Source organism: Nonomuraea sp. NPDC050310 (assembly GCF_040655795.1).
In the GTDB taxonomy this organism is placed as follows: Bacteria; Actinomycetota; Actinomycetes; order Streptosporangiales; family Streptosporangiaceae; genus Nonomuraea.
The window spans coordinates 203,720-217,216 of record NZ_JBFAKP010000007.1; the positions used below are offsets into that span (position 1 = coordinate 203,720).

The following is a 13,497-nucleotide window of genomic DNA, read 5'->3' on the forward strand; positions in this document are numbered from 1 at the left end:
CCGCAAACCCTTTTGCCTCACGAGCTCGCGCTGCGCACGCTGGACAGGAACGCCCGGGTCCGCTCGTGCGCCGGGTTGGCCAGCAGTTCCGCGGGATGCCCCTGCTCGACCACCACGCCGTCGGCGAAGAAGGTCAGCCGGTCGCCGACCTCGCGGGCGAAGGCGATCTCGTGCGTCACCACGACCATGGTCATCCCGTCGGCGGCCAGGGCGCGCATGACCTCCAGCACCTCGTCCACCAGTTCGGGGTCGAGCGCGGAGGTCGGCTCGTCGAAGAGCATCAGGGCCGGGTTCATCGCCAGGGCGCGGGCGATGGCGACCCGTTGCTGCTGGCCGCCGGAGAGCTGGTGGGGCCGCTTGTGCGCGTGATCGGCCAGCCCGACCCGGTCCAGGAGCTCCATCGCCTGCGCGTTCGCGCGGGCGGTGGGCGTGCCGAGCACGTGCACCGGCCCGCAGGCGACGTTCTCCAGGGCGCTGTGGTGGGCGAAGAGGTTGAACCGCTGGAACACCATGCCGATGTCGCGCCGGAAGGCGGCGTACTCCTTGGGCGTCCACGGGTGGTAGCGCCCGCCGCGCATCGAGTGCCCGACCTCCTGGCCCAGCACCCGCAGGCTGCCGCCGAGCACCGGCTCCAGCCCGTTGACGCAGCGCAGGAAGGTGGACTTGCCCGAGCCCGAGGGACCGATGACGCAGCTCACCTCGCCGGCGGCGACCTCGAAGTCCACGCCGTTGAGCACCTGGACCTCGCCGTAGCTCATCCGCACGCCGGTGGCGTGCACGACCGGGCTCACGCGGCGACCTTCGGCAGGACCCGGGCCGCCAGGCCGCCCCGCCGTACCAGCCGGACGGCCTCGGACCCGAAGCGGCGCTCCAGCCTGCCCTGCAGGAAGGTGGCCACGGTGGTCAGCAGCAGGTACCACAGACTCGCCACGATCAGCAGCTCCATGATCAGGTTGTTGGCCTTGTAGATCTGGCTCGCGTTGGTCATCAGGTCGTGCCCGGCGACCGCGTAGACCAGCGAGGTCGTCTTCAGCATGGAGATGAACTCGTTGCCGGTCGGCGGGATGATGATGCGCAGCGCCTGCGGCAGCACGATCACCCGCATGCGCTTGGCCGGGGTCATGCCCAGCGCGTAGGCCGCCTCGGTCTGGCCGTGGTCGACGGCCTGGATGCCGGCCCGCACGGTCTCGGCGAAGTAGGCGGCCAGGTTCAGGCCGAGCCCCATCATCGCCGCGGTGAAGCCGGTCATCACCTGGTTGGTGTCCCACACCAGCCCGATCGAGGTGAACGGGATCTTGATCACCAGCTCCGGGAACAGGAACGCCAGGTTGTACCAGAAGATGAGCTGGACCAGCACCGGCGTGCCGCGGAAGAACCAGATGTAGAGCAGCGCCAGCTTGCTGAGCACCGGGTTGTGCGCCAGCCGCATGACCGCGAAGAGCACGCCCAGCGCCAGGCCGAGGACGGTGGCCAGGACCGAGAGCTGGACGGTGACCCAGACGCCGGACAGGATCCGGTCGTCGAACAGGTAGGTGGCCACCGCGCCCCAGTCCAGGCGCGGGTTGACCACCAGCAGGAACAGCAGCCACCCGACGATCGCCAGCGCCGCCGCGGCGGCCAGCAGCCGGCCCCAGTGGCGGGCGCGGGCGACGGGGACGGGCGTCCCGGCGGGCCCGGGGATCGGTTCGGTGCGCATCGTCACTTGCCGCCGTTGATCACGGCGGACTCGACGGCGAGCTTGTCGAGGTTCCAGGCCGCGAGCAGCTTGCCGTACTCGCCGCTCTTGATGAGCGCGTCCAGGGCGCCCTGGACGGAGGCGATGAGCTCCTTGTCGTCCGGCTTCATGCCGATGCCCCACGGGCTCTCGGTGCCTTCGAGCGCGATGGCCTCGACGGCGACCTTGGGGTCGGCGGCCTTGTAGGCGGCCACCACGTAGTCGGTGACGGTCGCGTCGGCCCGGCCGTTGATGACCTGGAGCATCGCCTCGGTGTCGCCGGCGAACTTCAGCACGGTCACGGCCGGCTTGCCGTCCTTCTCGCAGTCGGCGCCGTAGCTCTCGGCCAGCTCCATCGACGAGCCGTTGTCGACGACCGAGACGGTCTTGCCGCACAGGTCGGCGGGCGTGGCGATGCCGGCCGGGTTGCCCTTCTTGACGAGCAGGCCGGAGCCGGCCCGCACGTAGTCGACGAAGGTGATCTTCGCCTGGCGTTCGGCGTTGTCGGTCATCGAGGAGATGACGAAGTCGTAGCGGCCGGTGAGCACGCCGGGGATCTGGGAGTTGAACTCCTCGTCGGTCAGCGTGTACTTGACGCCGAGCTTGCGGGCGATGGCCCGGGCCAGGGCCGGGTCGAAGCCGATCGCGGTCTTGCCGTCGCTCGACCACATCTCCATGGGCGGGTAGCCGATCGAGGAGACGACCTTGAGCCCGGCGCTCTTCAGCCGGGCCGGCACCTTGGCGGCCAGGTCCTTGTCCGGGGTGATGGCGTTGATGACGCCGGCCGCCTTCTCCTCGTCGGGGGCGACGTCCAGGACGACCTCCGCGGCGGGGGCCCCGGAGTCGGGGCCGGAGGCGGCGTCGAGGCTCTTGGCGCCGCAGGCGGCGGTGGTCAGCAGGGCGCAGGCGGCGAGCAGGGCGGGGAGGCGGGGGTTCACGGGGGTGTGCTCCTTCAGGATCGTTGCCGGCGGACGAGGCCGCCGACCACGGTGGTGATGACGTGGGTGCGCAGCACCGCGGCCGCCGGCTCCAGGTAGGGGTCGGTGTCCACCGCGATGAAGTCGGCGAGCCGGCCGGGGGCCAGCACGCCCTTGCGGTCCTGCTCGCCCGCCGCGTAGGCCGCGCCGAGGGTGTGCGCGGTGATCGCTTCGGCCATGCTCAGCCGCTGCTCGGGCTGCCAGCCGCCGGTGGGCGTGCCGTCCGCGCGGGTGCGGGTCGCCGCCGCGTGCAGCGCGGCGAAGGGGTTGGGGTGCTCGACGGGCGCGTCGGAGCCGAAGGCCAGGGCCACCCCGGCGTTGAGCATGCCGCGCCAGGCGTAGGAGGCCAGGTCGTGCCCGGCCAGCAGCGAGTCGACCAGGTCGATGTCGCTGGTGCAGTGGACCGGCTGCATGGAGGCGACGACGCCGAGCCGGGCCATCCTGGTCAGATCGGCCGGCCGCAGGTGCTGGGCGTGCTCGATGCGGTGCCGCAGGCCGGGGGTGGCGCCGAGCGCCTCGTAGGCGTCGAGCACCAGGTGGTTGGCGCGGTCGCCGATGGCGTGGGTGGCCACCGCGATGCCCGCCCCGGCCGCCTTGCGGAACAGCGCGACCAGCTCGTCGTAGGGGGTGACCGCGATGCCGTGGTTGGCGGCGTCACCGGCGAAGGCCTGGCTCATGTGGCAGGTGTGCGAGCCGAGCGCGCCGTCGCTGAAGATCTTCACCGGTCCGGTCCGGACCCAGTCGTCGCCCTGGCCGGTGCGCCGGCCCTCGGCGATGGCGGCGTCGAGATGGGTGGCGGGGATCGCCTTGTGCACCCGGATCTTGAGCAGGCCGCTGTCGCGCAGGTCGAGGTAGGCCTCGCGGCAGTCCTCGCCGTCGATGTCGTGCACGCTGGTCAGGCCGAGGGCGAGCAGTTCCTCCTGGGCCAGCAGCAGCCGCTCGCGCAGGCCGGGCTCGACCATCAGCGCGCGCAGCGGGTAGGAGGCCGACTCACGCAGGATGCCGGTCGGCTCGCCGTACTGGTCGCGGACGATCTCGCCGCCGGCCGGGTCGGGGGTGGAGGCGTCGATGCCGGCCAGGCGCAGCGCGGCGGAGTTGGCCCACACGCTGTGGCCGTCCACGTTCGGGAGCACGATCGGCCGGTCGGGGCAGACCGAGTCGAGCGCGTACCGGTCCGGCTCCTGCGGCGGGGTCCAGGTGTTGGCGTTCCACCGGCCGCCGAACAGCCACTGGCCGGGCCGCAGCCGGGCCGCGTGCTCGGCCACCAGCGCCAGCGCCTCCTCCAGCGAGCGGGCGTCGCGCAGGTCGACCGCGCCGAGGCTGTTGGCGTACTGGGCGGTGTGGATGTGGGCGTCGTAGAGGCCGGGCAGGACGGCCGCGCCCGCCAGGTCCACGAGCTCGGCCCCGGCGCCGGCGGCCGCGCGGACCTCGGCCTCGGTGCCGACGGCCAGCACGTGCTCGCCGTCCACGGCCAGGGCCTGGGCCGGTGGGGCGCCGGCCACCCCGGTGTGGATGGCGGCGTTGCGGTAGACGCGGATGCTCAAGACGGCTCTCAATCGCTCGGTCGCGGCACGGCCGGTGGCCGTGCGGGGTGATCCTGTACGGCGGCGCCGGCCGGGCCCAGGGGAGGGGAGTGACAGTGGGCATCACTGTAGAAGTAGCGAAATGGGCATGGAAGCGCTATAAACACGACATTTAGCCAAGCTGAGAGCAAGGAACGCTGATGCTGAAGCCGGAACACCTGCGCACGCTCCGTGAGGTCATTCAGCTCGGCTCCTTCGCCGCGGCGGCCAACCGGCTCGGCTACACCTCCTCCGCGGTCTCCCAGCAGATGGCCGCGCTGGAGAAGCAACTCGGCGTGCGGCTGTTCGAGCGCTCGGCGCACAGCGTGCTCCCGACCGGCGCGGCGCAGGTGCTGGCCCGGCACGCCGGAACCGTGCTGGCCGACCTCGAACGCATGATCACCTCGGTGCAGGCCGTGCACCGGGGCAGCGAGCGGCAGATCCGGCTCGGGGTCTTCCCCAGCCTCGTGGACCGGCTGGCCGGAGTCCTGCGCACGATGGAGCCGGCCGACCGGGCCGGGGTGCGGATCACCGTGGGGGAGTCCTCGCAGCTCATCCCGCATCTGGGTGCCGGCGGCGAGATGGACGCGGCGATCGTCTACCAGGTCGGCAACTCCGGCCTGTCATGGCCCTCGGCGCTGAGCCGGCGCTGGATCGCCGAGGACCCCTACAAGCTGGTGCTCCCGGCGAGCTGGCCGGACCTGGCGCCGTACCGCGTCGAGCAGCTCGTGCACCTGCCGTGGATCATGCACCACCCGGGCAGCAGCGACGCCTCCTTCTTCGAGGGCGTCTTCTCCCGCCTGGACCTGTACCCGTCCGTGGCCTGCCACTCCGACGACTTCAAGATCACGATGTCGCTGATCGGCGCCGGGGTGGGCGCGGCCTTCATCGCCGACCTGGCGCTGTCCGGGCACGGACCGGACGTGGTGGTCGCCGACGTGCCCTGGCTGAACACCAGCCGCAGCGTCTTCGCGCTGGTCCGGCCCGACCGCGAGACCCCCAGGCTGCAGGCCCTCCTGGACGCCCTGGAGGTCTGACCCCTCGACGCGGACGGGCCCGATCTGTCACGATCCCGTGCTCATCAGCACCTTCGTCAGGAGAACAGCACCCGTGGAACGCGAGGCGGCGATCGCCCGGTCGGCCGAGGCCATCCGGCGGCACAGCGACCAGAACATCCTCATCGAGGCCGGACCGGCCCCCGTCATCGACCGGCTCGCCGGCCTGCCCGGCCGGCCACCGGGCGGGCCGCTCGACTCCTGGACCTTCGTGGCCAAGGACATGATCGACGTGGCCGGCCTGCCCACCACCCGAGGCTCCCTGCTGTACGGCAGGCATCCCGCCCTGGAGAGCGCCCCCTGTGTCGAGAAGCTGGAGGCGGCCGGGGCGCTGCTGGTCGGCAAGAGCAACCAGCACGAGTTCGCCTGGGGCATCACCAGCGAGAACCCGCACTGGGGCGACGTGGGCAACCCTCGCCACCCGCACCTGACGCCCGGCGGCTCCAGCGGGGGCACCGGCGCGGCGCTGGCCGCCGGGATCGCCCGGTTCGGCCTGGGCACCGACACCGGCGGATCGGTGCGGATCCCGGCCGCCTGCTGCGGCGTGGTGGGGCTGCGGCCCCGGGCGGGGATGGTCTCGGAGGAAGGGGTCGCGCCGCTGGCGCCGGCGTTCGACGTGGTCGGGCCGATGGCCACCACGGTCGCCGACCTCGCCCGGGTGTGGGAGGTGCTCGCCTCCGAGCGCGTCGAGCCTGCTCGGTCGCTGGCCGGATGGGTGGTGGGGGTCGTCGAGGGCGGGGACTGGGCCGACGCCTTCACCAAGCTGGGGGCCGAGCTGCGGGACTTCGCCCTGCCGTACGAGATCGGGGAGCACTACCGCACCATCCTCGGCGCGCAGGCCCGCCGCGTGCACGAGGGGACCTACCCGGTGAACGCCGACCGCTACAGCGAGGGCGTGCGGCGCAAGCTCGACGCGGCGGCCGGGGTCGAGCCGGCGCAGTACGCGGCGGCCGTCGCCGGGCTGGCCGCGGCCCGCGCGGCCTTCGCCGAGCGGATGGCCGGGGTGGACCTGCTGATCATGCCGACGCTCGGCGGGCCCGCGCCGCGGGTGGGCTGCGACGAGGCCGCGGTGCGGGCCGAGGTCACCCGGTTCACCGCGGTGATCTCCGCGCTCGGGCTGCCCGCGCTGGCCATCGGCGACCTGCAGCTCGTCGGGCGCGAGGAGGCGGTCGTGCTGCGGGCCGGACTGGCGCGGGAGGCGCTCGGCGAGCCGATCCCCGAACCCCGCTGACCCCCGCTCCCTCCCGGGCTCAGCCGCCCAGGCTCCACGGGTCGACCGGGACGACCCCGGTGCACCGCCCGACCGGATCGAGAAGCCTGCCGTACAGCTTGGTCTGCCGCAGGACGATCTGCCGGTCGGCCACGGTGAGGTGCGGGAAGCCGGCCTCCAGGCGCACCACCAGCGGATGCAGGTCGGTGACCGAGTGCAGCCCGACGGTCAGCAGCATGTTGCTGGAGCCGGCCAGCGCCGCGCAGGTGCGGGTCTCCGGCCAGCCGAGCAGGGCCCGCCCGGTCTCCTCCAGCAGCCGGTCGGGCATCCGCAGCCACAACACCGCCGACGAGCGCCACCCGGCGTGCGAGCGGGCCAGGTCGCAGCGGAAGTCCACGTCGCCCGTGGCCAGCAGCCGCGACAGCCGCCGCTGCACGGTCCGCTCGGACGCGCCGACGACCTCGGCCAGCTCGGCGTAACCGGCCCGGCCGTCGGCGACCAGCGCGTGGAACAGCCGGCGGTCCACCTCGTCCATCGGCCGCGTGGACTCCGGCGCCGCCGCCCGCCGGGCCAGCCGGGCCGCCGCGGCCTGCGGCAGCACCCGCAGCCGCCACCGGCACGACGCCTCGAAGATCCGGGTCGCCAGATGGGTGCGCACCCGGACCACCCCCGGCACGCGGGGCAGATCGGCGAGCAGGTAGTCGGCCAGGGCCGGCATGGAGGCCGCCGCGGCGATCACGAACAGGTCGTGCGCCCCGGCCACGTGCTGGACGGTGATCAGATGCCTGGCCTCGGCGAGCCTGGCCGCCACCGGCACCGCCGCGCCCGCCTCGCAGTCGATCTCCAGGATCGCCATGTTCAGGTCGTGCATCTGCCGCGGGCCCAGCGCGACCGTCGTCCATGCCTCGCCCGCGCCGGTCAGCCGCTGCCAGCGCCGTGCCGCCGTCACCGGGTCGGCGCCGGTCGCCGCGCCGATCTCGACCCAGCTCGCCCGCGGGTTGACCTGCAGCGCGTCGATCAGCTCCAGGTCGGTCTCGGACAACAACCGGAGCGGCTCCCCGCCGGAATCCTGCATGCGCGCCCCTTCGGCCGCCGGATAGCCGCGCTTCGCGGCGAGGTCACCATATCCGGCGATCCTGGGGCACCATGACCTCTCGCCTCGTCGGGATCCTGGGCGGGATGGGACCCGCCGCCACCGCCGACTTCTACGCCAAGCTCGTCGCCGAGACGCCCGCCACCGGCGACCAGAGCCACGTGCCGGTCGTCATCTGGGCCGACCCGCGCGTCCCGGACCGCTCGCTCAGCCTGCTCGGCCTGGGCGAGGACCCGACCCCGCAACTCCAGCACGGCATCCAGGCGCTCAAGCGGGCCGGGTGCGAGGTGCTCGCCGTGCCCTGCAACACCGCGCACGCCTTCGTCCCGCGGCTGGCCGCCGAGGCCGGGCTCGAACTCGTCAGCATCGTCGAGGTCACCGCCGACGCCCTCGCCGACGCGGGCGTGGCCGCCGCCGGCCTGCTCGCCACCGCCGGCACCCTGCACTCCGGACTGTACGGCGACGCCCTGCGCCGGCGTTCCATCGAGCCCGTCGAGCCCACGCCCGCCGAGCAGCGCCACGTCAGCGCGGCCATCGCCGCCGTCAAGGCCGGCGCCGCGACCGCCGCCCACCGCCGGGCCCTCGCCGACGTCGCCCGCTCCCTGGCCGCCCGCGGCGCCGACCGCATCGTGGCCGCCTGCACCGAGATCGTCCTCGCCCTGGACCCCGCCCACCTCCCCGTCCCGGTCTTGGACCCGGCCCGCCTGCTGGCCCGGAAGGTCGCCGCCCTGTCCTTGACCGGCTGACCTCAGCGCCAGGCGCGCAGTTTGCCGGGGTTGCGGATGCTCCAGATGTGCGTGATCCGGTCGCCGCTCACCTCGAAGGCGTACACCGACACGGTGACGCCGGCCTCCTGGGCGATCAGGCCGGGGCGGCCGTTGACGGTGCTCTCCAGGAAGGTCAGGTCGCGCAGCCGGCCGGACAGGGCGGTGAGGGAGCGGGCGATGTTCTCGGCGCCCTGGATCGGCCGCAGGACGGCGCTGGCCAGGCCGCCGCTGTCGGCGACGACGGTGGCGGCCGGGTCGAGCAGGCCGACGAGGGCTTCGATGTCCATGGTCTCCCAGGCCCGCTTGAAGTCGCCGACCACCCGGGCCTGCCGCGCCGCCGGAGCGGCGGGCGGATGAGCGGCGCGAAGGCGGCGACGGGCCGAGGAGGCGAGCTGGCGGCAGGCGGCGGTGGAACGCCCGACGACGCCGGCGACCTCGGCGAAGGAGTAGCGGAAGACGTCGTGCAGGACGAACGCGACCCGCTCGGCCGGCGTCATCTCCTCCAGCACGACCAGGAAGGCCATGGAGACCGACTCGTCGAGGGTGACCCGGTCGGCCGGGTCGAGGGTGCCGCCGTCGGGCCGGCCGGTGAGCCACTCCCTCGGGTCCGGCAGCGGCTCGGGGACCCACTCGCCGACGTAGGTCTCCCGCCGGGCCCGGGCCGAGGAGAGCAGGTTGAGGCAGATCCGCCCGGCGACGGTGGTCAGCCAGGCGCCGGGGGAGACGATGGCCTCCTGCTGCTCGCGCGACAGGCCGTACCAGCGGGTGTAGGTCTCCTGGACGACGTCCTCGGCGTCGGCCAGGGAGCCGAGCAGCCGGTAGGCGAGGTTGATGAGCCGGCGCCGCTCGTTCATGATCGCGCCGAGTTCGGGGTGGTCGGTCATGGTCTCCTGGCCGTCGGGTCCGTGCTGCCCCTTGTCGGGTCTGTCACCCGTTCGACCGGACAGCGCGGCGGAACGTGAGGTCCTTCAGCGCCTCACATCCTGACGGGCCGCGTGGTCGGACAGGTGACGGACCACCACCCAGCGAAAGGGATCATCGCCATGCCCGCACGTCACCAGGTCGTCGTCATCGGCGGCGGTTACGCCGGAACGGTCGCCGCCAACCGGCTGCGCCGCCGTACCGATGTGGAGGTCACGCTGGTCAATCCGCGGCCCGAGTTCGTGGACCGCATCCGCCTGCACCAGTACGTGGCCCGCACCGGCGAGGCCACCCTCGAGTACGGCACGCTGCTCGGGGCGGGGGTGCGCCTGGTCGTCGACCGCGTCACGCGCATCGACACCGCCGCCCGCGCGGTACGGCTGGCATCGGGCCAGGCCCTCGGCTACGACCACGTCGTCTACGCGGTCGGCAGCAGCGCGGCGATCCCGTCGTCGGTGCCCGGCGCGGCCGAGTTCGCCTTCGGCCTCGCCGAGCTCGAAGCCGCCCGGCGGCTGCGCGACCGGCTGGACCGGACGCCCGCCGACGCGCCGGTCACCGTGGTCGGCGGCGGGCTGACCGGCGTCGAGACCGCCGCCGAACTGGCCGAGCAGGGGCGCCGGGTGACACTGGTGTGCGGCGGCGCCCTGGCGCCCTACCTGAGCGCGCCCGGCCGCCGGTACGTCGCCAGGTGGCTGGCCCGGCACGGCGTCACCGTCCTGGAGAGCGCCGTGGTGAGCGAGGTGCGGCCGGACGCGGTCGTCCTGACCGGAGGCGGCGAGCTCACCGTCTCCGTCCAGGCGGGAGGGGGCGAACTGGCCAGCGCGCTCACCGTCTGGACCGCCGGTTTCGGGGTGCCGGCCCTCGCCGCGGCGAGCGGGCTCCGCACCGACGAGCTGGGCCGCCTCCTCACCGACGAGACGCTGACCAGCGTCGACGACGACCGGATCGTCGCCGCGGGCGACGCCGCCGCGCCGTCGGGCCGGCCGCTGCGGATGAGCGGCTACGCCGCGGTCCCGCTCGGGGCGCAGGCCGCCGCCACCGTGCTCAGCCACCTCGACGGCACCGAGCCGGCCCGGGCCGAGGTGGCCTTCAGCGGGGCGTGCCTCAGCCTGGGCCGGCGGGCCGGCCTCCGGCAGCTCGCCCGCCGCGACGACAGCGTGGTGAACGTCTTCGTCGGCGGGCGGCTCGGTGCGGTGATCAAGGAGATGACGTGCCGGATGGTGGTGTCGAAGCGACTGCGCGACCGCGGTTCCAAGGGCGGGGCGCGGGGAGGTGCCGTGGTGATAATGGGTGGATGAGCCAGCTCGACCTTCTCGGCCTGCCCGAGGTCCGCGCCCATGCGGCGCGGTGCCGGGCGTGCAAGCGGAAACTGCGGGATCCGGAGTCGCTGGGGTTCGTGATCGGGCCCACGTGCCGGAAGAAGCTCGGCATCGAGGAGCGGAGACCGCTCAGGTTGACCGGGGTGCGGCCGGGCGGCGACTGCGCGGGGCAGGGGGATCTGCTGGAGAACTGGACGCCTCAGCAGGAGCGGCCCCCTCGCTGACCGGCCGCCTCACCGACGGGGTCGCCTTGAATTCCGGCCCCTCGCTGACCGGCTGTCTCTTCGGCCGGCTGTCTCACTGGCCGGCCGATTCTTCGGCCGGCTGTCTTGGCGGGCGGGTGGTCAGGCGTTGAGGTCCGCGGTGAGTTCGGCGGCGGTGGCCAGTTCCTTGGCCACCGCCGCCCGCTCGGCGTCGCTGAGCTCGAGGGCTTCGACCTCGGCCAGCAGCGCCGCCGCCGCGTCCCGGTCGCCGGTACGGATCCGCAGCTCGGCCAGGTAGACCAGAGCCGGAAGCCGCTGTACGGCAGGCGCGTCCGCGTGCCGCTCCAGCCCGATCTCCAGCACCCGGATCCCCGCGTGCTCGTCCCCGTGCGAGTCGGCCTGCCGGGCGGCCGTGGACACCACCCGGGCCAGCCGTCCCTCCTCGGCGCCCGGTTCGTCGGCGTCCTCCTTGTAGCGGCTGAACCGTACCCAGTTGCCTCCCGGGTCGATCACCGTGAACCCGCCCGCGGTGCCCTGCATCCGCCGGGGCCGCGTCATCCGCGGCATCCCCGACACCGGGATCTTCCCGAACGCCGCCCGGAGCCCGGCGGCGAACGCCTTATGCAGGGCCTCCGTGTCCGGGACGAGGACGACCACGTTCCCCAGGGACTGTTCGGGGTCGAACTCCGGGAGGCCGAAGAAGTGGAGCTCGATGCCCTCCCGGCGGAGGGCGGCGTACGGATTGGGCCGGTCCTGGCGGTAGGTGAGCTCGAAACCGAGGGCGGCGTAGAAGGGCAGGATGTCGTCTAGGAAGCGGCAGGGCAGGCAAGGAATGACCGTTTCGCTGCGCATGCGGGTCACGGTAGCGAGAAAAAAGCCGAACATGCCACCTAGTTAGGGTTACCTAATTTTCTGCGGCTGCTGGGCCGGACAGATGCCCGGTTACAACCCGGATGTACGGTCACCGGACGGTCCAGTCCTTGCGCAGGGGCGGGTAGGCGAAGGTCTGGGTGCCACGCCAGCCCTCCCCGACGATCCGGTAGCCGTGCGCGGCCTCGCTGGCCGCGTCGCCGACGTCGAGCCGGTCGGCGGCCGACCAGGTGCCGCCGACCCGGTGCTCGACCAGGTAGCGGAACTCGTTGAACCCCTCGGCGGCGACGAAGGTGTTGACGATGGCCAGCGCCCTCCGGCCGGCGGTCAGGCCGGCGGGGATCTGGAAGACCTGGTCGCGCCACTTGTAGTCGGTGTCCCCGAGCAGGGGACGCCACTGGCCCGCCTTCGCCCCGTTCACGGTGACCTTGGCCTGCTGGAGGGGGACGCCGACGTCGAGGCGGCGGATCAGCCGTACGCCGGTGTTGGCCGGGTCGACGTGGACGGTGAAGCGGCTCGACCCGCCCGGGCCGAAGGCGCGGCCGTCGTCGCTGACGATGTGGCCGGTCACCGGGCGGGCCAGCAGGCGTTCGGCGGGGGTGGGCGGGGCTGGGGTGGCGCGGCGGCCGATGAGGACGCCCGTGGCTACGGCACCCGCCACCGCCACCGTGCCCGCGATCACCGCCCCCACCACGACCGGGCGCCGGCCGGGCCGGGCGGGGTAGAAGAGCGACGGCTTGAGCACCGGCGTCCGGCTCGGCTGTGACGGCTCGCTCGCGTGCACCGGCTGCTCGGGGACCAGCGCTCGGACGGTGGCCACGACCTCGGCGGGCGAGGGGGAGGCGCCCGCCGCGCCAGCCCCAGGCGCGAGGGCCCCTGGTGCCGCGGCCTCGGGCACGGTGGCTCCGGGCACGGTGGCTGCGGGCACGGTGGCTGCGGGGGTGGCTCCGGCTGCGGGGGCGGTGGTGGATGCGAGGGTCTCGGGGGCTTCGGGTGGGGCTGGGCTGGGCGTTCCCGCCCTGGACCCTTGGGTCACGCGGGCGACCTGGGCCCGTTCCCACGCCTGGTCCCACGCCGGCAGCTCGGCCTCCGGCACCCGGCAGGCCCGCAGGAACGCCAGCATGACCGCCCGCCGCGGAAAGCGCCGCCCGGCGAGCATGTCCGCGACGGTGGCCCGGGGCAGCCGGGTCCCGCCCGCCCGGTCCGCCCGCGACTCCAGCTCGCGCAACGACAGATCGGCGAGCGCGAACTGCCTGGCCAGCAGTCGCACCAGGTCCTCGTGCCCGTGCACGGACTCGGGTCCCGCGCTCATCGCCCCACCCTCCACTCCACTCGGAGAGTGTAAAGCCAGTCACGGTCCGTGTCCGGGAATGGATGGGACCGTCCGAGAGCCTGTTGGACACCCCGGCCGGCCGTTTTCGCTGGTGGACGTAGCGCTCCCCGCCACGGCGGCGGGGGCCGGACCTAAGGAGTCACACCATGGCCAGGACAACCACCGCACGCTGGGCCGCCCTCGCGCTCGCCGCCTCGCTCGGCTCCACCCTGCTGGCCGGCGCCGCCGCGGCCGGGTCGGCGCAGGCGGCGGAGGCGGCCGCCGCGGCGCGCAACCCCTGCGGGCTGTACCGGGACGGGGACCAGGCGATGTACAAGAACTGCACGGACGCCAACGAGAACGTCTTCGTGACCCGCATCTTCGGCCCGAACCGCTACCACTGCGTCACCCCCGGCAGCGTCCGGCACGTCGGCCCGTGGAACGACGTCTTCCGGGCCTACAACCGAGGCACCTGCTGACCCGCTGACCGGGCC

Annotated in this window: 14 protein-coding genes; 6 read left to right on the forward strand and 8 right to left on the reverse strand. The window is 73.7% G+C overall.

Annotation, left to right across the window (positions count from 1 at the left end; genetic code table 11):
• Positions 1 to 17: 17 nt before the first annotated feature.
• The 4 genes from AB0I67_RS19915 to AB0I67_RS19930 are packed head-to-tail and all read right to left on the reverse strand — an operon-like array spanning position 18 to position 4,235.
• Positions 18 to 758, reverse strand: coding sequence for an amino acid ABC transporter ATP-binding protein (locus AB0I67_RS19915; protein WP_357925642.1), 741 nt, complete (start codon positions 756 to 758; stop codon positions 18 to 20).
• A 29-nt stretch (positions 759 to 787) separates the two neighbouring features.
• Positions 788 to 1,696 carry an amino acid ABC transporter permease gene (locus AB0I67_RS19920; protein WP_357925393.1) on the reverse strand — a complete coding sequence of 303 codons (909 nt, stop codon included), beginning with the start codon at positions 1,694 to 1,696 and terminating at the stop codon, positions 788 to 790.
• A 2-nt stretch (positions 1,697 to 1,698) separates the two neighbouring features.
• A complete protein-coding gene (locus AB0I67_RS19925) occupies positions 1,699 to 2,652 on the reverse strand; it encodes an ABC transporter substrate-binding protein (RefSeq protein WP_357925395.1) in 954 nt (317 codons plus the stop codon).
• 14 nt (positions 2,653 to 2,666) lie between these two features.
• The gene (locus AB0I67_RS19930) at positions 2,667 to 4,235 is read right to left on the reverse strand and encodes an amidohydrolase (protein ID WP_357925398.1); all 1,569 of its coding nucleotides are present in this window, start codon (positions 4,233 to 4,235) and stop codon (positions 2,667 to 2,669) included.
• Positions 4,236 to 4,414: 179 nt separating this feature from the next.
• Here AB0I67_RS19930 and AB0I67_RS19935 point away from each other — a divergent pair, with 179 nt between their 5' ends.
• Positions 4,415 to 5,290 carry a LysR family transcriptional regulator gene (locus AB0I67_RS19935; RefSeq protein ID WP_357925400.1) on the forward strand — a complete coding sequence of 292 codons (876 nt, stop codon included), beginning with the start codon at positions 4,415 to 4,417 and terminating at the stop codon, positions 5,288 to 5,290.
• A 37-nt stretch (positions 5,291 to 5,327) separates the two neighbouring features.
• Positions 5,328 to 6,539 carry an amidase gene (locus AB0I67_RS19940; protein ID WP_357925402.1) on the forward strand — a complete coding sequence of 404 codons (1,212 nt, stop codon included), beginning with the start codon at positions 5,328 to 5,330 and terminating at the stop codon, positions 6,537 to 6,539.
• Positions 6,540 to 6,558: 19 nt separating this feature from the next.
• On the opposite strand, the gene AB0I67_RS19945 is transcribed toward AB0I67_RS19940, so the two are convergent.
• Positions 6,559 to 7,593 carry an AsnC family transcriptional regulator gene (locus AB0I67_RS19945; RefSeq protein WP_357925404.1) on the reverse strand — a complete coding sequence of 345 codons (1,035 nt, stop codon included), beginning with the start codon at positions 7,591 to 7,593 and terminating at the stop codon, positions 6,559 to 6,561.
• 71 nt (positions 7,594 to 7,664) lie between these two features.
• Between AB0I67_RS19945 and AB0I67_RS19950 the strand changes: the two genes are divergently transcribed.
• Positions 7,665 to 8,357: an amino acid racemase gene (locus AB0I67_RS19950; protein WP_357925406.1), complete on the forward strand. Its 693-nt coding sequence runs from the start codon at positions 7,665 to 7,667 to the stop codon at positions 8,355 to 8,357.
• Positions 8,358 to 8,359: 2 nt separating this feature from the next.
• Here the strand turns inward: AB0I67_RS19950 and sigJ are convergent, their stop codons facing one another.
• A complete protein-coding gene (sigJ, locus tag AB0I67_RS19955) occupies positions 8,360 to 9,262 on the reverse strand; it encodes an RNA polymerase sigma factor SigJ (RefSeq protein WP_357925409.1) in 903 nt (300 codons plus the stop codon).
• Between the two features lie 159 nt (positions 9,263 to 9,421).
• Here sigJ and AB0I67_RS19960 point away from each other — a divergent pair, with 159 nt between their 5' ends.
• Positions 9,422 to 10,597, forward strand: a complete 1,176-nt coding sequence (locus AB0I67_RS19960) for an FAD-dependent oxidoreductase (protein WP_357925412.1) — start codon at positions 9,422 to 9,424, stop codon at positions 10,595 to 10,597.
• Complete coding sequence (locus AB0I67_RS19965) at positions 10,594 to 10,842, forward strand: DUF6011 domain-containing protein (RefSeq protein ID WP_357925415.1); 249 nt, start codon at positions 10,594 to 10,596, stop codon at positions 10,840 to 10,842. Before AB0I67_RS19960 ends, AB0I67_RS19965 begins: the two co-directional genes overlap by 4 nt.
• A 120-nt stretch (positions 10,843 to 10,962) precedes the next feature.
• On the opposite strand, the gene AB0I67_RS19970 is transcribed toward AB0I67_RS19965, so the two are convergent.
• Complete coding sequence (locus AB0I67_RS19970; RefSeq protein ID WP_357925417.1) at positions 10,963 to 11,673, reverse strand: hypothetical protein; 711 nt, start codon at positions 11,671 to 11,673, stop codon at positions 10,963 to 10,965.
• A gap of 109 nt (positions 11,674 to 11,782) precedes the next feature.
• Positions 11,783 to 13,003, reverse strand: a complete 1,221-nt coding sequence (locus tag AB0I67_RS19975; protein WP_357925420.1) for a hypothetical protein — start codon at positions 13,001 to 13,003, stop codon at positions 11,783 to 11,785.
• Positions 13,004 to 13,170: 167 nt separating this feature from the next.
• Here AB0I67_RS19975 and AB0I67_RS19980 point away from each other — a divergent pair, with 167 nt between their 5' ends.
• Positions 13,171 to 13,482, forward strand: coding sequence for a DUF6355 family natural product biosynthesis protein (locus tag AB0I67_RS19980; protein ID WP_357925422.1), 312 nt, complete (start codon positions 13,171 to 13,173; stop codon positions 13,480 to 13,482).
• Positions 13,483 to 13,497 lie beyond the last annotated feature (15 nt).

What these genes read in the sequence shown, in the direction of transcription:
- AB0I67_RS19915 (WP_357925642.1), bottom strand. Translation starts at nt 758, where the DNA reads ATGAGCTACGGCGAGGTCCAGGTGCTCAACGGCGTGGACTTCGAGGTC.
- AB0I67_RS19920 (WP_357925393.1), bottom strand. Translation starts at nt 1,696, where the DNA reads ATGCGCACCGAACCGATCCCCGGGCCCGCCGGGACGCCCGTCCCCGTC.
- AB0I67_RS19935 (WP_357925400.1), top strand. Translation starts at nt 4,415, where the DNA reads ATGCTGAAGCCGGAACACCTGCGCACGCTCCGTGAGGTCATTCAGCTC.
- AB0I67_RS19945 (WP_357925404.1), bottom strand. Translation starts at nt 7,593, where the DNA reads ATGCAGGATTCCGGCGGGGAGCCGCTCCGGTTGTTGTCCGAGACCGAC.
- AB0I67_RS19950 (WP_357925406.1), top strand. Translation starts at nt 7,665, where the DNA reads ATGACCTCTCGCCTCGTCGGGATCCTGGGCGGGATGGGACCCGCCGCC.
- sigJ (WP_357925409.1), bottom strand. Translation starts at nt 9,262, where the DNA reads ATGACCGACCACCCCGAACTCGGCGCGATCATGAACGAGCGGCGCCGG.
- AB0I67_RS19960 (WP_357925412.1), top strand. Translation starts at nt 9,422, where the DNA reads ATGCCCGCACGTCACCAGGTCGTCGTCATCGGCGGCGGTTACGCCGGA.
- AB0I67_RS19965 (WP_357925415.1), top strand. Translation starts at nt 10,594, where the DNA reads ATGAGCCAGCTCGACCTTCTCGGCCTGCCCGAGGTCCGCGCCCATGCG.
- AB0I67_RS19970 (WP_357925417.1), bottom strand. Translation starts at nt 11,673, where the DNA reads ATGCGCAGCGAAACGGTCATTCCTTGCCTGCCCTGCCGCTTCCTAGAC.
- AB0I67_RS19975 (WP_357925420.1), bottom strand. Translation starts at nt 13,003, where the DNA reads ATGAGCGCGGGACCCGAGTCCGTGCACGGGCACGAGGACCTGGTGCGA.
- AB0I67_RS19980 (WP_357925422.1), top strand. Translation starts at nt 13,171, where the DNA reads ATGGCCAGGACAACCACCGCACGCTGGGCCGCCCTCGCGCTCGCCGCC.